This is a genomic window from Oceanithermus desulfurans (assembly GCF_014201675.1).
In the GTDB taxonomy this organism is placed as follows: Bacteria; Deinococcota; Deinococci; order Deinococcales; family Marinithermaceae; genus Oceanithermus; species Oceanithermus desulfurans.
The window spans coordinates 49,427-64,358 of sequence record NZ_JACHEZ010000003.1; the positions used below are offsets into that span (position 1 = coordinate 49,427).

General features: G+C 69.7%; 19 protein-coding genes. 13 read left to right on the forward strand and 6 right to left on the reverse strand.

The genetic code is table 11. The features are described from left to right. Nucleotides 1–53: 53 nt before the first annotated feature. Nucleotides 54–284, reverse strand: coding sequence for a 50S ribosomal protein L31 (gene rpmE / locus HNQ05_RS04430; RefSeq protein ID WP_013457597.1), 231 nt, complete (start codon nucleotides 282–284; stop codon nucleotides 54–56). Nucleotides 285–446: 162 nt separating this feature from the next. Between rpmE and HNQ05_RS04435 the strand changes: the two genes are divergently transcribed. The 7 genes from HNQ05_RS04435 to HNQ05_RS04465 all read left to right on the forward strand — a co-directional run bounded on the left by HNQ05_RS04435 (nucleotide 447) and on the right by HNQ05_RS04465 (nucleotide 5,927). Further along, entirely contained in the window at nucleotides 447–779 is a 333-nt protein-coding gene (locus HNQ05_RS04435) for an SPW repeat protein (protein ID WP_147147654.1), read from the forward strand. A gap of 162 nt (nucleotides 780–941) precedes the next feature. After that, nucleotides 942–1,478, forward strand: a complete 537-nt coding sequence (gene pyrR / locus HNQ05_RS04440; protein ID WP_147147656.1) for a bifunctional pyr operon transcriptional regulator/uracil phosphoribosyltransferase PyrR — start codon at nucleotides 942–944, stop codon at nucleotides 1,476–1,478. After that, nucleotides 1,466–2,383: an aspartate carbamoyltransferase catalytic subunit gene (locus tag HNQ05_RS04445; RefSeq protein ID WP_147147658.1), complete on the forward strand. Its 918-nt coding sequence runs from the start codon at nucleotides 1,466–1,468 to the stop codon at nucleotides 2,381–2,383. The genes pyrR and HNQ05_RS04445 overlap by 13 nt, the downstream gene beginning before the upstream one ends. After that, nucleotides 2,380–3,681: a dihydroorotase gene (locus HNQ05_RS04450; RefSeq protein ID WP_147147660.1), complete on the forward strand. Its 1,302-nt coding sequence runs from the start codon at nucleotides 2,380–2,382 to the stop codon at nucleotides 3,679–3,681. Before HNQ05_RS04445 ends, HNQ05_RS04450 begins: the two co-directional genes overlap by 4 nt. Continuing rightward, nucleotides 3,662–4,453, forward strand: a complete 792-nt coding sequence (locus HNQ05_RS12320) for an iron-sulfur cluster-binding protein (protein ID WP_147147662.1) — start codon at nucleotides 3,662–3,664, stop codon at nucleotides 4,451–4,453. Before HNQ05_RS04450 ends, HNQ05_RS12320 begins: the two co-directional genes overlap by 20 nt. Next, nucleotides 4,450–5,355, forward strand: coding sequence for a dihydroorotate dehydrogenase (locus HNQ05_RS04460; RefSeq protein ID WP_147147664.1), 906 nt, complete (start codon nucleotides 4,450–4,452; stop codon nucleotides 5,353–5,355). The genes HNQ05_RS12320 and HNQ05_RS04460 overlap by 4 nt, the downstream gene beginning before the upstream one ends. 38 nt (nucleotides 5,356–5,393) lie before the next feature. Then, nucleotides 5,394–5,927, forward strand: a complete 534-nt coding sequence (locus tag HNQ05_RS04465; protein ID WP_147147666.1) for a hypothetical protein — start codon at nucleotides 5,394–5,396, stop codon at nucleotides 5,925–5,927. 68 nt (nucleotides 5,928–5,995) lie between these two features. On the opposite strand, the gene HNQ05_RS04470 is transcribed toward HNQ05_RS04465, so the two are convergent. Beyond that, nucleotides 5,996–6,640, reverse strand: a complete 645-nt coding sequence (locus HNQ05_RS04470; RefSeq protein ID WP_183677619.1) for a DsbA family protein — start codon at nucleotides 6,638–6,640, stop codon at nucleotides 5,996–5,998. Nucleotides 6,641–6,720: 80 nt separating this feature from the next. Between HNQ05_RS04470 and HNQ05_RS04475 the strand changes: the two genes are divergently transcribed. Continuing rightward, nucleotides 6,721–7,875 (forward strand): acetate/propionate family kinase, encoded by a 1,155-nt coding sequence (locus tag HNQ05_RS04475; protein ID WP_147147668.1) that lies wholly within the window; start codon nucleotides 6,721–6,723, stop codon nucleotides 7,873–7,875. Here HNQ05_RS04475 and HNQ05_RS04480 read toward each other — a convergent pair. Together HNQ05_RS04480 and HNQ05_RS04485 are read right to left on the reverse strand one after the other, a co-directional pair. Beyond that, on the reverse strand, nucleotides 7,854–8,594 hold the full coding sequence (locus HNQ05_RS04480; RefSeq protein WP_147147670.1) for a ZIP family metal transporter: 741 nt from the start codon (nucleotides 8,592–8,594) through the stop codon (nucleotides 7,854–7,856). The genes HNQ05_RS04475 and HNQ05_RS04480 overlap by 22 nt on opposite strands. A gap of 47 nt (nucleotides 8,595–8,641) precedes the next feature. Further along, nucleotides 8,642–8,929: a winged helix-turn-helix transcriptional regulator gene (locus HNQ05_RS04485; protein ID WP_013457586.1), complete on the reverse strand. Its 288-nt coding sequence runs from the start codon at nucleotides 8,927–8,929 to the stop codon at nucleotides 8,642–8,644. A gap of 61 nt (nucleotides 8,930–8,990) precedes the next feature. Between HNQ05_RS04485 and HNQ05_RS04490 the strand changes: the two genes are divergently transcribed. Then, nucleotides 8,991–9,134: a hypothetical protein gene (locus HNQ05_RS04490; protein ID WP_183677621.1), complete on the forward strand. Its 144-nt coding sequence runs from the start codon at nucleotides 8,991–8,993 to the stop codon at nucleotides 9,132–9,134. 11 nt (nucleotides 9,135–9,145) lie between these two features. Then, nucleotides 9,146–10,702: an acyl-CoA mutase large subunit family protein gene (locus HNQ05_RS04495; protein WP_147147672.1), complete on the forward strand. Its 1,557-nt coding sequence runs from the start codon at nucleotides 9,146–9,148 to the stop codon at nucleotides 10,700–10,702. A gap of 1 nt (nucleotide 10,703) precedes the next feature. On the opposite strand, the gene HNQ05_RS04500 is transcribed toward HNQ05_RS04495, so the two are convergent. Beyond that, a complete protein-coding gene (locus HNQ05_RS04500) occupies nucleotides 10,704–11,210 on the reverse strand; it encodes a hypothetical protein (RefSeq protein ID WP_147147674.1) in 507 nt (168 codons plus the stop codon). 38 nt (nucleotides 11,211–11,248) lie between these two features. On the opposite strand from HNQ05_RS04500, the gene HNQ05_RS04505 reads away from it, so the two are divergent. Continuing rightward, nucleotides 11,249–11,638: a nuclear transport factor 2 family protein gene (locus HNQ05_RS04505; protein WP_147147676.1), complete on the forward strand. Its 390-nt coding sequence runs from the start codon at nucleotides 11,249–11,251 to the stop codon at nucleotides 11,636–11,638. A gap of 148 nt (nucleotides 11,639–11,786) precedes the next feature. Continuing rightward, a complete protein-coding gene (locus HNQ05_RS04510; protein ID WP_147147678.1) occupies nucleotides 11,787–12,326 on the forward strand; it encodes a hypothetical protein in 540 nt (179 codons plus the stop codon). Nucleotides 12,327–12,374: 48 nt separating this feature from the next. On the opposite strand, the gene HNQ05_RS04515 is transcribed toward HNQ05_RS04510, so the two are convergent. Next, complete coding sequence (locus tag HNQ05_RS04515; protein WP_147147680.1) at nucleotides 12,375–13,364, reverse strand: NAD(P)-binding domain-containing protein; 990 nt, start codon at nucleotides 13,362–13,364, stop codon at nucleotides 12,375–12,377. Between the two features lie 68 nt (nucleotides 13,365–13,432). Between HNQ05_RS04515 and HNQ05_RS04520 the strand changes: the two genes are divergently transcribed. After that, a complete protein-coding gene (locus HNQ05_RS04520) occupies nucleotides 13,433–14,833 on the forward strand; it encodes a class II fumarate hydratase (RefSeq protein WP_147147682.1) in 1,401 nt (466 codons plus the stop codon). The last annotated feature ends 99 nt before the right edge of the window (nucleotides 14,834–14,932 follow it).

A 14,932-nucleotide genomic window follows, 5' to 3' on the forward strand; every position in this document is an offset into this window, starting at 1 on the left:
GGAAACCAAGACCCCCGCGCTATTGCGCGGGGGTTCGTCTTGGCCGGCGAGGGCTAGGCCTTCTTTTTCTTGAGGTTTTTCTTGTACGAGTCCCCGAAGCGGCGCTGGAAGCGTTCGACGCGGCCTTCGGTGTCCACGAAGCGCTGCTTGCCGGTGAAGAACGGGTGGCAGGCGGAGCAGACTTCCACGTGGATCTCCGGCTTGGTCGAGTAGGTTTCGATGACGTTGCCGCAGCCGCAGATGATCTTGGCGGGGACGAGCTTCAGGTGAATGCCTTCCTTCATGGAGTCCTCCTTAGAGGGCGCACGGGCTTGGTCGTGCGGCCAACCAACGCTCCCCACTGTACCAACCGCGCGGGAAGGGCGCAAGTCCGCGCCCGCCGGAGCGGCCGACTTGATATCGTACCACTCATGTTTTATAATGCTCGCGGAAGGAGGTGAGCTTACATGAAACGCTGGCAGGACTGGGTCAACCTGGTGCTGGGTCTCTGGCTGGTCGTTTCGCCCTGGATTCTCGCCTTCTCGCAGAACACCGCCGCGCTCTGGAACGCGCTGATCGTGGGCGCGATCTTCGTCGTGCTCTCGCTGCTGGCCCTCGCCGACGCCAAGCCCTGGGAAGAGTGGTCCGAGCTCGTCGTCGCGCTCTGGCTTCTCGTCTCACCCTGGGTGCTCGGCTACAGCGCTCTGAGCGCCGCGATGTGGAACGCCGTCATCGTCGCCGTCATCGTGGGCGTCCTGGCCTACACGGCCGCCAGCCAGCAACCCACCCAGACCACCTGAAGGTAAGTCACGCTCCGCTTGACCCCGCCCCCTTGGGCGGGGTAAATTGCCTTGACCTTTAAGCCCGTCCCGTGAGGCGGGGAAGGAGGAGAACGTGAACGAACAGCGGAACAATCCGGTAGCGGCACGCCCCATGCGGGCGGTTTTTTTTAGGAGGGCGTGATGCGCTTCAAGGCGCGTGTGCTCGAACCCGCGGAGATCGAGCGGGCGATGCGCCGCATCGCCCACGAGATCATCGAAAAGAACAAGGGCGTCGGGGATCTGGCGCTGGTGGGCATCCACACCCGCGGCATCCCCCTGGCCGAGCGGCTGGCGGACCTGATCGAGCGCTTCGAAGGGGTGCGGCCGCCGGTGGGCGTCCTCGACATCACCCTCTACCGCGACGACCTCTCCGAGATCGGGGTGCAGCCTCGTGTGCGCGAGACCCGCATCCCCTGGGACGTGACCGGAAGGCCGGTAGTGCTGGTGGACGACGTGCTCTTCACCGGCCGCACCGCCCGGGCGGCGCTCGACGCGCTGGTGGACCTGGGACGCCCGAAACGCGTCTACTTCGCGGTGCTGGTCGACCGCGGCCACCGCGAGCTGCCCATCCGCGCCGACTTCGTGGGCAAGAACCTGCCCACCTCCATGCAGGAGGTCGTCAAGGTCAAGCTGCGCGAGACCGACGGTGAGGAGGGGGTGGAGCTGTGGGAGCGCTAACGCATCTGCTCGACTTCGCCGGTTGGGAGCGGGCGCAGGCGGAGAGCCTGCTCGAGACCGCGCGGATGATGGAAGAGGTGCTCGAGCGGCCCATGAAGAAGGTGCCGGCGCTCAAGGGCTTCACCGTGGCCACCGTCTTCTTCGAGCCCTCGACCCGTACCAAGATCAGCTTCGAGCTGGCCGCGCGCCGGATGTCGGCCGACGTGGTCGGGTTTACGGGAGCGGGCTCGAGCCTGGCCAAGGGCGAGTCGTTCAAGGACACCCTGCTCACCCTCCAGGCCATGGCCCTCGACGCCTACGTGATCCGCGCCCCGGTGGCGGGGATGGCCCACCAGGCGGCGCGCTGGCTCGAGGGCGCCGTCGTCAACGCCGGCGACGGCCGCCGCGCCCACCCCACCCAGGCGCTCCTCGACGCCTACACCCTGCTGGACGACCTGGAAACCCTGGAGGGGCGGAAGGTCGCCATCGTCGGCGACGTCGCCCACTCGCGCGTCGCCCGCTCGAACGCCGAGCTGCTGCCGCTCTTGGGTGCCGAGGTCTGGGCCGCGGGCCCCGCGGGGCTGCTGCCCGAGCGCCTGCCGGGCGCGCGGCTGACGACCGACCTGGACGAGGCGCTCGAAGACGCCGACGCGGTGATGGTGCTGCGGCTGCAGCGCGAGCGCATGGACGAGGGGGCGCTCCCCTCGCTGCGCGAGTACGTGGCCGAGTACCAGGTTACCGAGGCGCGGCTGGCCCGCGCCAAACCGGACGCGCCCCTTTTGCACCCGGGGCCGATGAACCGCGACGTGGAGCTCGAGGGCACCCTGGCCGACGGACCGAGGAGCCGCGTCGAACGGCAGGTGCGCGCCGGCGAAGCCGTGCGCATGGCGGTGCTCTACCACCTGCTGGTGGGGAGGGCGGCATGAGGCTGCTCATCAGGAACGCCCGCCTCGTCGACGGTACCGGCGAACTCGGCACCGCCGACGTCCTCGTCGAGGAAGGCCGCATCGCCTCGCTCGCCGGGGGCGACGCCGAGCGGGTGCTCGACGCCGGCGGCCGGTTCCTCGCCCCGGCGCTCACCGACCCCCACGTCCACCTGCGCACCCCCGGTCAGGAGACCAAGGAGGACCTCGCCACCGGCCTGGCCGCCGCCGCCCGCGGCGGCTACGGCGCGGTCGTGGCCATGCCCAATACCGATCCGGTGGTGCAGGAGCCGGAGCAGGTGCGGGCGCTGCTGGACGAAGCCCGCACGCTTTCCAGCGCCAGGTTGCTCGTGGCCGCGGCGCTTACCGAGAACCAGGAGGGCCGCCGGCTTACCCCGGCGGCGCTGCTGGCCCGCGCGGGGGCGGCGCTGCTCACCGACGACGGCCGCACCAACGAAGACGCCGGCGTGCTCGCCCGCGGCCTGGTCTACGCCGCCGCCGCGGGCCTGGCCGTGGCCGTGCACGCCGAGGACGCCGGGCTGCGCGCGGGCGGGGTGATGAACGACGGCCCCCTGGCCGCTGAGCTGGGCCTCTCCGGCAACCCCCCCGAGGCCGAGGCCGCCCGCATCGCCCGCGACCTCGAGGTGCTGCGCTACGCGGTGCGCAAGGCCGCGGCGCTGGGCCACGCCCCGCGGCTGTACGTGCAGCACGTCTCCACCGCCCGCGGCGCGGCGCTGATCGCGGCGGCGCGAGCCGAGGGGCTGCCGGTGACGGGCGAGGTCACGCCCCACCACCTGACGCTCACCGAGGAGGTCTGGCGCGGCTTCGACGCCCGCTTCAAGGTGGCCCCGCCGCTGCGCGCCGCGAGCGACGTGGAGGCGCTGATCGGGGCGCTGGAGCGGGGCGAGCTCTCGGCGATCGGCACCGATCACGCCCCCCACACCGCCGCCGAGAAGGAGCGCGACCTGGAAAACGCGCCCTTCGGCATGCCCAGCCTGGAGGTGGCCTTTCCCCTGCTCTACACCGAGCTGGTGGAGAAGCGGGGTCTACCGCTGGCCGTACTCATCGAGTGCATGACCAGCGGACCGCGCGCGGCGCTGGGGCTCGCCCCCGCGCGCCTCGCGGAAGGCGCCCCCGCCGACCTGATGCTCTTCGACCCCGCGGCCCAGCGTACCGTGGACCCCGCGCGGTTCGTTTCCAAGGCCCGCTACAGCCCCTGGGCGGGCCGCGAGCTCGTCGGCTGGCCGCGGCTCACGCTGGTGGCGGGAAGGGAGGTCTGGCGTGACGCAGCCCTCGCTTGAGCTCGCTCCCGAGCGCCCGCGCTGGGACGACCACGCGGTCACCCTCGTCGCCAGCGAGCCGCTGGGACCGCACCGGCGGCTGGTGCTCGCGATGCCTTCGCTCGGGGCGCGCTTCCGGCCGGGGCAGTTCTTGAACCTGAGCGTGCCCGGCCACCTGCTGCGGCGGCCGCTTGCGCCCTCGCGCCACGAGGGCGCCGAGGTCGAGCTGATCGTCACCCCTTTTGGGCCGGGAACCCGCGACCTGGTGGCGCTTCCGGCGGGAACGCGGCTGCAGGCGCTCGCGCCGCTCGGGAACTCCTTCCCGTTGCCCGCGGGCGCGGCCGCGCTGGTGAGCGCCGGCGCGGGGGCGGCGCCGCTGGCGCGGCTCGCCGAAGAGCTGCTCCGCGCGGGCCGGCGCGTGCACGTCTTCCACGGCGCTCCTTCGGCGGAGGACCGCACCCTGGTCCGGGCGGTCTACGAGCGGCTGGGGCTCGAGGTGCAGTACTTCAGCGAGGACGGCTCGCTGGGTCGGCGGGGCTACCCCACCGAGGGTCTCGCGGAGCTGCTCGCCGGCGGCGCCGAGGTGACCGTCTACAGCGTGGGGCCCATCGCGCTGATGCGGGCGGCGGCGCGGCTGGCGATCGCTCACGGCCGGCCCGGCTTTGTGAGCCTCGACGTGCACATGGCCTGCGGCGTGGGCGCCTGCCTCTCCTGCGCGGTGGCGACGACCGCAGGGCAGAAGCACGCCTGCGCCGACGGCCCCGTCTTCGAGGTGCGGGAGGTGGTCTGGTGAACCGGCTCGAGGTCGAGTTCCTGGGGGTGCGCTTCCCCAACCCGGTGGTCACCGCGAGCGGCACCTTCAACTTCGGCCGCGAGTACGCCCACCTCTACCCGCTCGGCCGGCTGGGCGCGGTCACCACCAAGGGCACCTCGCCGCGGCCCATCGCCGGCGCGCCCACCCCCCGCATCACCGAGACGCCGATGGGGATGCTCAACGCCATCGGGCTGGAAAACAAGGGCGTGGACGCCTACGTAGCCGACGAGCTGCCCTGGCTCAAGGCGCAGGGGGCGCGCGTCATCGTCAACGTCTTCGGCGACGCGGCCGCCGACTTCGCCCACGTCGCGCGCAAGGTGAGCCCCTTCGCCGACCTGATCGAGGTCAACCTCTCCTGCCCCAACGTCCACGGCGGCCGCCTCCCCTTCGCCCACGACCCCGCGGCTGCGGCCGAGGTGGTGCGGCGGGTTAAGGACGCCACCGACCGCCCGGTGATCGCCAAGCTGAGCCCGGGCGCCCCGCTGCTGCCGGTGGCCGAGGCGCTGGAAGCGGCGGGGGTGGACGGCTTCAGCCTGATCAACACCCTGCTGGGGATGCGCATGGACCTGGAGCGCAAGCGTCCGGTGCTGGGCAACCGCCAGGGCGGCCTCAGCGGCCCCGCCGTCCGGCCGGTGGCCGTGCGGCTGGTCTACGAGCTCTACCGCCACACCGACCGCCCCATCCTCGGCATGGGCGGCATCGCCAGCGCCGAGGACGCGCTCGAGTTCGCCCTCGCGGGCGCGCGCCTGGTGGCCGTGGGTACCGCGACCTTCGCCGACCCTTACGCGCCCGTCAAGGTGATCGAGGGTCTGGAGCGCCTCCTCGAAGCCCGCGGGGAGCGCTGGAGCGACTGGGTGGGCGCCGCGCATACCCCCGACTGAGGGTGGTCGTCGATACCCCTGGGGCGTATGATGGGGCCATGAAGACCCTCCTGCGCACTTCCGCACTGCTGCTGGCGCTGGCTGCGGCCCTCGCCGCCTGCTCCCAGGCCCCGCTAACCGTCCCCCTGGATGACTTCAGCATCCAGGTGGACGCGGTCGGGAACACCGCCGGCCAGGTCGTCTACCCCAAGGACGCCGCGCAGTTCTCCAGACCGGTGGTCAACGTGAAGACCATCCAGCTGAAAGGCCAGGTCACCGCGAGCTACACCGCGGTGCAGGCGCCGCTGACCATGACCTTCTACGCGCGCACCAGCGATCCCAATAACGCCGGCTGTACCGACGCGGGGCTTGCCTGGATCTGCGACGCCTCCGGCGAAACCGCGATCAGCGCGAGCTACACCTTCGCCGACGGCGAGACCCAGAGCATTACCTTGGGCGACCCCAACCCCGACGTGCTCGCCGACGGCATCAACCAGGGTCATATCTGGATCGGAGCCGAGGTGACTTCGGGTGCGGCTACGGGGGTCACCTTCGACTTCACCCAGATGGTCGCCCAGGTCACCGTCTTCTGACCCTTCCGCCAACGAAGAACACCCCCGCCGGATTCCCGGCGGGGGTGTTCGTACACGGGCCGTGCAGCTCAGTTGCCGGCCAGCGCCTCGTCGAGGATCTTCTTCCACTCGTCGTAGGGGCGGAAGCCCTCGATGAACTTGCCGTTGACGAAGAAGGAGGGGGTCCCCCCGAGACCGAGCTTGCGGGTCAGCTCCTGGTCGGCGAGCACCAGCGGCCGCTTCTCGTGGCTGCTCAGGCAGGCGTCGAAGCGTGCGGTGTCCAGGCCCAGCTGGCGGGCGTAGTCGGAGAAGTACGCCGGCAGCTCGCTCGTGGGCACCCGTCCCCACTGCCCGGTGGCGCGGAAAAGGAGCTGGTGGTAGTCGAAGTAACGGTCCTGGTCGGCGGCGCAGGCGGCCGCCTCGCCGGCGAGGATGACGTTGTCCTGGCCCGCGAAGGGAAAGTCGCGGAAGATGTAGCGCACCTTGCCGGTCTCCACGTAGTCCGCGAAGATGAGGGGCAGGCTCTTTTCGGAGTGGTCCTTGCAGTGGGGGCAGAGGTAGTTGGAGAACTCCACGACGGTGACCGGGGCGTCGGGGCTGCCGTAAACGAAGTGGGCTCCGGCGGCGGGGTCGGCGTCGGCGCTCGCCTGCTTCGGCGCGCTGCTCAGGTACCATAGGCCGCCGCCGAGCAGCACGGCGATACCCAGGACCATAAGAAAGATGGCTCGTTGCATGTGAGCAGTATACGCATCCCAGATGAAAAAAGGACGCAAAGCCGCGGCCCCCTCCCGCCCGGGTGGATTAGGGTGAGGACATGAACGTCCTGGTACTCAACGCCGGATCGTCGAGCCTGAAGTTCTCGCTGACGGACACCCGCGCCCAGCGCCACCGGCTGCGGGGTCTGGTCGAACGCATCGGGCTTGAGCAGGCGCGGCTGACCCTCGAAGGCCGCACCGAGGCGGTGGCCGCCGCCGACCACGCCGCGGCCCTGCAGGCGGTGCTGCGCCGCCTCGACCTCGACCTGGTCGAGGCCGTCGGCCACCGGGTCGTGCACGGGGGCGACTTCACCGCCTCGAGCCGGATCACCGCCGAGGTGCTCGAGCGCCTCGAGGCCTTCGTCCCGCTGGCGCCCCTGCACAACCCCGCCAACCTGGCCGGCATCCGCGCCGCTTTGACGGCGCTGCCGCATCTTCCCCAGGTGGCCGTCTTCGACACCGCCTTCCACCAGACCCTGCCCGAGCGGGCCTGGCGCTACGCGCTCCCGCGCCGGCTGGCCGACGAGCGGCGGTACCGCCGCTACGGATTTCACGGCACCTCGCACCGCTACGTCTCCGGCAAGCTGGCCCGGGCGCTGGGGCGGCCGCTCGAGGAGCTGCGCCTCGTCGTGCTGCACCTGGGCAACGGGGCCTCGGCCACCGCGGTGCGCTACGGGCGCAGCGTCGATACCAGCATGGGCTTCACCCCGATGGAGGGGCTGGTCATGGGCAGCCGCAGCGGCGACCTCGACCCCGGCCTGGTGCTCGAGCTCGTGCGCCGCCACGGGGTCGAGGCCACGGACCGCCTGCTCAACAAGGAAAGCGGCATGCTGGGGCTGGCGGGGCATTCCGACCTGCGCGACGTCCACCGCCGGATCGCCGAAGGGGACGCCCAGGCGGCCATGGCGCTGCAGGTCTACACCTACCGGATCAAGAAGTACCTGGGCGCGTACGCCGCCGCGATGGGCGGCCTCGACGCGGTGGCCTTCACCGCGGGCGTGGGCGAGAACGACCCGGTGGTGCGGGCGCAGGCGCTCGAGGGGCTGGAGTTCCTGGGCCTCGAGCTGGACCCCGAGGCCAACGCCCGCGGCGGCCCCCGCATCACCCGCGAAGGCAGTCGGGTCTCGGCCTGGGTGATCCCCACCGACGAGGAGCTCGCGATCGCTCTGGATACCGAACGCGTGCTCGCGGGTCAGCCGCCCAGCAGCACCTGAAACGCCACCATGGCGATGCTCGCGAGCACGATGGCGCTGGCCACCGCACCGGCGTCGGCGTCCTCGAGGGCGTCGGGGATCAGCTCGGAGAACGCCATCCAGATCATCGCGCCGGCGGCGAAGCCCAGACCCGCCGGCAGCACCGGCTTGAACCACTCCACGAAGAGGAAGGCCGGGACGGCCATGAGCGGCTGGGGCAGCGAGGAAAAGACGCTCCAGAGCGCCGCCTTCCACCAGGGCACCCCGCGCGGCACCAGGACGAGGCTGATGGCCAGACCCTCGGGGATGTTGTGCACGGCGATGGCGATCGTCACGAAGAGGCCGAAGGCGAGGCCGCCCCCGAAGGAGACGCCGACGCCCACCCCTTCGGCGAAGGAGTGGAGGGTCATGACCCCGACGATCAGAAGCGCCTTGCGGGCGTCCAGGCCGTTCAGGTGGCCGATGCCGACGTCCTCGTACCGCTCCAGGAAGCGGTGGCTCCAGACGATGAAGACGAGGCCCACCAGCGCGCCGATCAAGGTACGCGCCAGGCTGTAGCCGACGCCCTCGTAGATCAGCCCGAAGCTGGCCGCGAGCATGAGGCCCGCGGCGATGGCGTTGCCGATGCCGAGCCACGTACGCGGAAAACTACGTGCGAAGGCAAAGGGGAGCGCCCCCAACCCGGTCGCGATCGCGGTGATGAGGGCGTAGTTGAAGACGGCAAAGGCCTGGCTCTCCATAGGCGCGTTTCTTACTGCAAGTAGTTACTACTTGCAACCTACGGAGGCTAACCGATCTTCTTCGCCAGTTTGTACAGGGTGTCGAGCAGCTCCTTGCCCAGCGGGGTCAGGGTGTACTCGACGCGCGGGGGCACCTCCGGGTACGCCTTGCGCTCAATCAGGCCAAGTTCGGCCAGTTCCTTGAGTCGCTCGGAAAGGGTGCGGGGGCTCACTTTGGTGGCGCGCTCCAAATTGGTGAAGCGAGTGGGGCCCTGCGAAACCGCGTTGATGATGTCCCATCCCGCCTCGTGCGCGATCGCCTTCAGCACTAGTTTGAATTTTCTATAGTCTTCCATACTTCCTGCAGTTTAGCACATTCGTGTCCGTATTAAAACCCTGTAAAAGTACAATACCACTATGGACCCCAAAGAAATCAAGCCCGACTGGAAAGATTTCCTAGCCCTGGTAATCGCAACGTACCAGCTCGTACTTGTTCCCGTCTTGGTCATCGTCGCCCTGGCGGCGCTCGCGATCTGGGGCCTGGGGCTGGTGCTGCGGTAAGCTGAACGCAAATGGCCGAGAACGACCACGCCACCGAAGGCCTCTACGAACGGCTGCCCGAGGATTACCGCGAACGGCTGGGGCGGCCCGGGGCCTACCCCTTCACCCGCGGGGTCTACCCGCGGATGTACCTCGACCGGCTCTGGACGATGCGCCAGTACGCCGGCTTCGGATCGGCCGAGGAGACGAACGCCCGCTTCCGCTACCTGCTCGAGCGCGGTCAGACCGGCCTCTCGGTCGCCTTCGACCTGCCCACCCAGCTGGGCCTCGACCCCGACCACCCGCTGGCCATGGGCGAGGTGGGCCGGGTCGGCGTCTCCATCGCCACGATCGACGACATGCGCCGCCTCTTCGCAGGCATCCCCCTGGACCGGGTCACCACCAGCATGACGATCAACGCCCCAGCGATGATGCTGCTCGCGCTCTACCTGCTCGTCGCCGAGGAACAGGGGGTGAGCTGGGACCGGGTCGGCGGAACGATCCAGAACGACATCCTCAAGGAGTACATCGCCCGCGGTACCTACATCTACCCGCCCCAGCCCTCGATGCGGCTGGTCACCGACGTCTTCGAGTTCGCGAGCCGCGAAGTGCCGCGCTGGAACACGATCTCGATCTCCGGCTACCACATCCGCGAGGCAGGTTCGACGGCGGCGCAGGAGATCGCCTTCACCCTCGCCAACGGCAAGGCCTACGTGCGTGCGGCGCTGGAGCGGGGGCTCGAGCTCGACCGCTTCGCCCCCAGGCTGAGCTTCTTCTTCGCGTCCCACAACGACGTCTTCGAGGAGGCGGCCAAGTTCCGGGCGGCGCGCCGGCTGTGGGCGCGGATCATGAAGGAGGAGTTCGGCGCGGAGAACCCCAAGTCGTGGATGCTGCGCTTCCACACCCAGACCGGAGGGTCCACCCTCACCGCCCAGCAGCCCCTCAACAACGTGGTGCGCGTCGCCTACCAGGCGCTGGCGGCGGTTCTGGGCGGTACCCAGAGCCTGCACACCAACGCCTACGACGAGGCCCTGGGGCTGCCCACCGAAGAGAGCGCCCTGCTGGCCCTGCGCACCCAGCAGATCCTCGCCTACGAGTCGGGCGTCACCCACGCCATCGACCCGGCGGGGGGCTCGTTCTACCTCGAGCACCTGACCGACCGGCTCGAAGCGGAGGCCCAAAGCCTCATCGGCCAGGTCGAGGAACTGGGCGGCAGCGTGCGCGCCATCGAAGCCGGCTTCATCCAGCGCGAGATCGAGGAGTCGGCCTGGCGCTACCAGCGCGAGATCGAAAACGAAGAACGCATCGTCGTGGGGCTGAACCGCTTCACCCTCGAGGAGGAGCCGCCGGTGCCGGTGATGAAGATCGACCCCGAGACCGACCGCCGCCGCGCCGCCGAGGTACGCGCCTTCCGCGAGCGGCGCGACGCCGCGGCGGTGCAAGGCGCCCTGGAGGCGCTCGAGCGGGCCGCCCGCGGACGCGAGAACCTCTTCCCCTTCGTCCTCGAAGCCTTCCGCCGGCGGGCCACGCTGGGCGAGGTGGCGGGGGCGCTGAAGAACGTCTGGGGCGAGTACCAGCCCGCCGGCTAGGCTAGCGCCGCCGCGCCAGCGCCCGCCCCAGCAGCGCCAGCAAGGACAACGCGATCAGCCCCCACTTCAGCGGGGTGGCCACCAGCGCCACCGCCGCCAGCCAGGCGGGCTCGGCCGGGTAGGCGTAGAGGAGCAGCGCGTGCGCCAGGTTCTCCAGGTAGTCGGCGGCGGCCGCCCAGAGCGGCAGCGACCAGAGACGCCCTCCGGGCTCGAGCCGCCACAGCCACGCCCCCAGGAAGAGCGCGTAGACCACGGGGTAGAAGGTATCGGCGACGAGGAAGAGGCCGTAGAGCCGGCGCACCTCGGCCCCGCCCGCGCGCAGCCAGGCGAAGAAGTCGGCCGGCGTCTGCAGCAGCACCACGTCCGGCGGCGGAGCCCCCGAAGCCAGCTCGATCGCCGGCACCAGAACCGCGGCGAAGACCGCCAGGAAAACGACCGTGACGGCGCCGAGCACGAAGAAGACGCCCGGCCGCGCCGCCGCCTGGATCCAGGGTAAGAAGACCCGCATGCCTCAGCTTACAAACTAGAATGGGGACGGAGGACCTCATGGAAAACGCAGCCGACGCGGTATGGAAGACCCTGCACCGCCACCTGGCGGCGATCTACGCGGGCGACTGGGCCACCTACCTGGAGACGACCGCCGAGGACGTCGCCGTCTACGAGTGGTTCGTCACCCCCCACCGCATCGACGGGCTCAGCTTTCACGAGTTCATGATGGAGCACGACTGGATGGGCGTCGGGGCCGACTGGCGCTACGACCTGCTCGACCCGCGGCTGCAGCTCTACGGCACCACCGCGGTGGCGAGCTACACCCTGCTGCTGTCGATCCACCGGGAGGGCGGGATCGAACACAAGACGATCAACGAATCGCGCGTTCTCATCGAGTTTCCGGGCGGCTGGAAGGTCGTCCACGTCCACAAGAGCCCGGCCGGCTGAAGCCGGCGCAGCGACCGGCAGTTGAAATTAATACTCATTTACTTGATGACCTGTTCATATATGTGTCATGAATTACTTTTCATGAGTCATTTGGCCCCTTGGACGCCCCAAAGCGGCTCGTTAAATTGGTCGGTGAAAGGAGACGCCGATGAAAAAGCGTTTGTACGTTTTGGCTCTCGCACTGGCCGGTCTCATCCTCATCGTCTTCGCCGCTGAGAAAACCATGGACATCTACAACGGGTCGCTGGAAGACCGGGTCAACGCCCTGGCCAAGATCCAGCCAGGCTTAGGCACGGTCATGATCGAGTACGGCGACCGCTTCGCCAACACCTACTACGCCGCCAAGGGCGGCAACTGGGGCCTGGCGCAGTACCAGCTCAAGGAAGCCATCGAGATCCAGGAGGTCGGCGAGATCACCCGACCGAAGAACGCGCCGCTACTGGCCTCGTTCGAGCACGCCTACCTGGACCCGCTCGAGAAGGACATCAGCAGCAAGGACTGGACCTCCTTCGAAAAGGACTACCAGGCGGCCGTCGAGGGCTGCAACGGCTGCCACAAGGCGACGGGCCACGGGTATGTCGAGTACAAGCTGCCGGCCCAGCCGGTCGAGGCCTACATCAACTTCAACCTCAAGACCGATCCGGTGGGCAACGTCGAAGCCGGCGAGGAACACGAGGAAAACAAGTAGCCTAACCCTCCTTTCCGCGCGAACGCCGGGGTCCTGCCACCCCGGCGTTCATTCCGTTGCGCCGCCCGTCCCGCGCAACCGCCGGGCGATCTCCCCCACCGCGGCGCGGGCGTGCTCGCGGCCGTTTTCGATGAAGACGCTGCGGGTCTCCTCGCCGTAGCCGGCGCTGCCCAGAGCGAAGAGGCCGGGCACGCTGGTTTCGAAACGGTCCGTAAGCACCGGCTTTCCGCCGGCGTAGCGGGCGCCCGCGGCGCGCAGCAGCGCGTCGTCGGCGCGGTAGCCGATGAGCACCACCGCCCGGTCCACCTCCAGCGCCGCTTCCCCATCGGGCCCCTTCACCACCGCCCGGCCCGGCTCGAAGCGCAGCACCCGGGTGGAAAAGAGGGCGCGGATCGCCCCCTCGCGCACGCGGTTCTCGAAGTCGGGCCGCAGCCAGTACTTCACCCCCGGCCCCACGTCGGAGCCGCGGTGGACGAGGGTGACCCGGGCTCCGGCGCGCCACAGGTCCAGCGCGGCCTCCACCGCGCTGTTCGAGCCGCCGACGACGAGGACGCGCTCGCCCCAGTGCTCGAGCGCGTCCCGATAGCCGTGACGGACCCAGGGAAGCTCCTCCCCCGGCACCCCCAGCCGCCGTGGGTTGAAGAAGTAGCCCGTGGCCACCGCCACCGCCCGGCTCCAGACCTCGCCGGGGCCGCGCGGCCCCTCGAAGAGGGCGCGGAAGGCCCCCAGCTCGCCCTCGAGCCCCGTCACCCGGGTGCGGTGGACGAGGGTCAGCCGCAGGCGCTCGGCGATGCGGCGGTAGTAGACCAGCGCCTCCTCCCGCAGCGGCTTCGCCCCCAGCACCGCCACGGGATGCCCGCCGATCTCGATCTTGCGCCCCTCGGAAAAGAAGGGCATGCGGGCGGGGAACCCCTCGATGCTCGCGGCCGGCCGCCGCGCCTCGAAGACCACGCCGCTCAAACCGAGCCGCTCCGCCTCCAGCGCGGCGGCCAGACCCACCGGCCCCGCACCGACGATGACCAGGTCCACGAACGACATGCCCGCATCCTAGCGCCTAGGACGCCTGTCCAACAAACGGGGCGTAGAATCTGGACTGGAGGTCGACGATGGAATACAGGATCGAGAAGGACTCGATGGGCGAGCTGAAGGTTCCCGCCGACGCCTACTACGGCGCCCAGACGGCCCGCGCGGTGGAGAACTTCCCCATCTCCGGCTTGCGTTTCCCCCGCACCTTCATCCAGGCCATGGGGGCGATCAAGCACGCCGCGGCTTCGGTGAACCTAGAGCTGGGCCTGCTCGACGAGGAGCGCGCCCGCGCCATTCTGCAGGCCGCCGAAGAGGTCATCGAAGGCAAGCTCGACGACCAGTTCGTGGTCGATATCTTCCAGACCGGCTCCGGCACCTCGACCAACATGAACACCAACGAGGTGATCGCCGGCCGCGCCAACGAGATCCTGACCGGCCGGCGCGGCGGCAAGGACCCGGTGCACCCCAACGACCACGTCAACTATGGTCAGTCGTCCAACGACACCATCCCCACGGCGATCCACGTCGCGCTCGCCGTCGAGGTGAACGAGAAGCTGCTCCCCGCGCTCAGGCACCTGCACGCGGCGCTCGTGGATAAGGCGGAGCTCTGGGACGACGTGGTCAAGATCGGGCGCACCCACCTGATGGACGCCACCCCCATCCGCATGGGGCAGGAGGCCAGCGGCTGGGCCCGCCAGGTCGAGCTCGCCATCGAGCGCATCGAAAGCACCCTGCCGCGCATCTACGAGCTGGCCCAGGGGGGCACGGCGGTGGGCACCGGGATCAACACCCACCCCGAGTTCGGTCGCCGCGTGGCCGAGAAGCTGGCCGCGCGCTTCGGGCTGCCCTTCCGGGAGGCGGCGAACCACTTCGAAGCTCAGCACTCCAAGGACGCCGCGGTGGAGCTCGCGGGGCAGCTGGCGACGGTGGCCACCAGCCTGATCAAGGTGGCCAACGACATCCGCTGGCTCTCCAGCGGCCCCCGCTGCGGCATCGCCGAGATCAAGCTGCCGGCGGTGCAGCCGGGCTCGTCGATCATGCCGGGGAAGGTCAACCCGGTGATGGCCGAGGCGCTGATGATGGTCTGCACCCAGGTCATCGGCAACGCCACCACCGTGCAGGTGGCCAACACCCACGGCAACCTCGACCTGAACGTGATGATGCCGGTGATCGCGCGCAACCTGCTCGAGTCCATCACCTTCCTGGCCAACGCGGTGCGCGTCTTCACCGACAAGGCCGTGGCGGGCATGGAGGCCGACCGCGAAAAGGCCGCCAGCTACGTGGAGTGGAGCCTGGCCATGGTGACCAGCCTGGCCCCGGTGATCGGCTACGACCGCGCCGCTCAGATCGCCAAGAAGGCGGTGGCCGAGGGCAAGACCGTGCGCGAGGTCTGCCTCGAGGAGCAGGTCCTCCCCGAGGACGAGCTGAACGCCATTCTCGACCCCTGGAAGATGACCGAGCCCGGCATCCCGGGTCGCTAGGGGTTCTTCGGCTGCGCCCGGGACGGCACGCCGTCCCGGGCGTTTGACAATTCCGAGTAAACCGGTGCAGTATGCTAAGGATGCGCCCCCCGCGGGCGG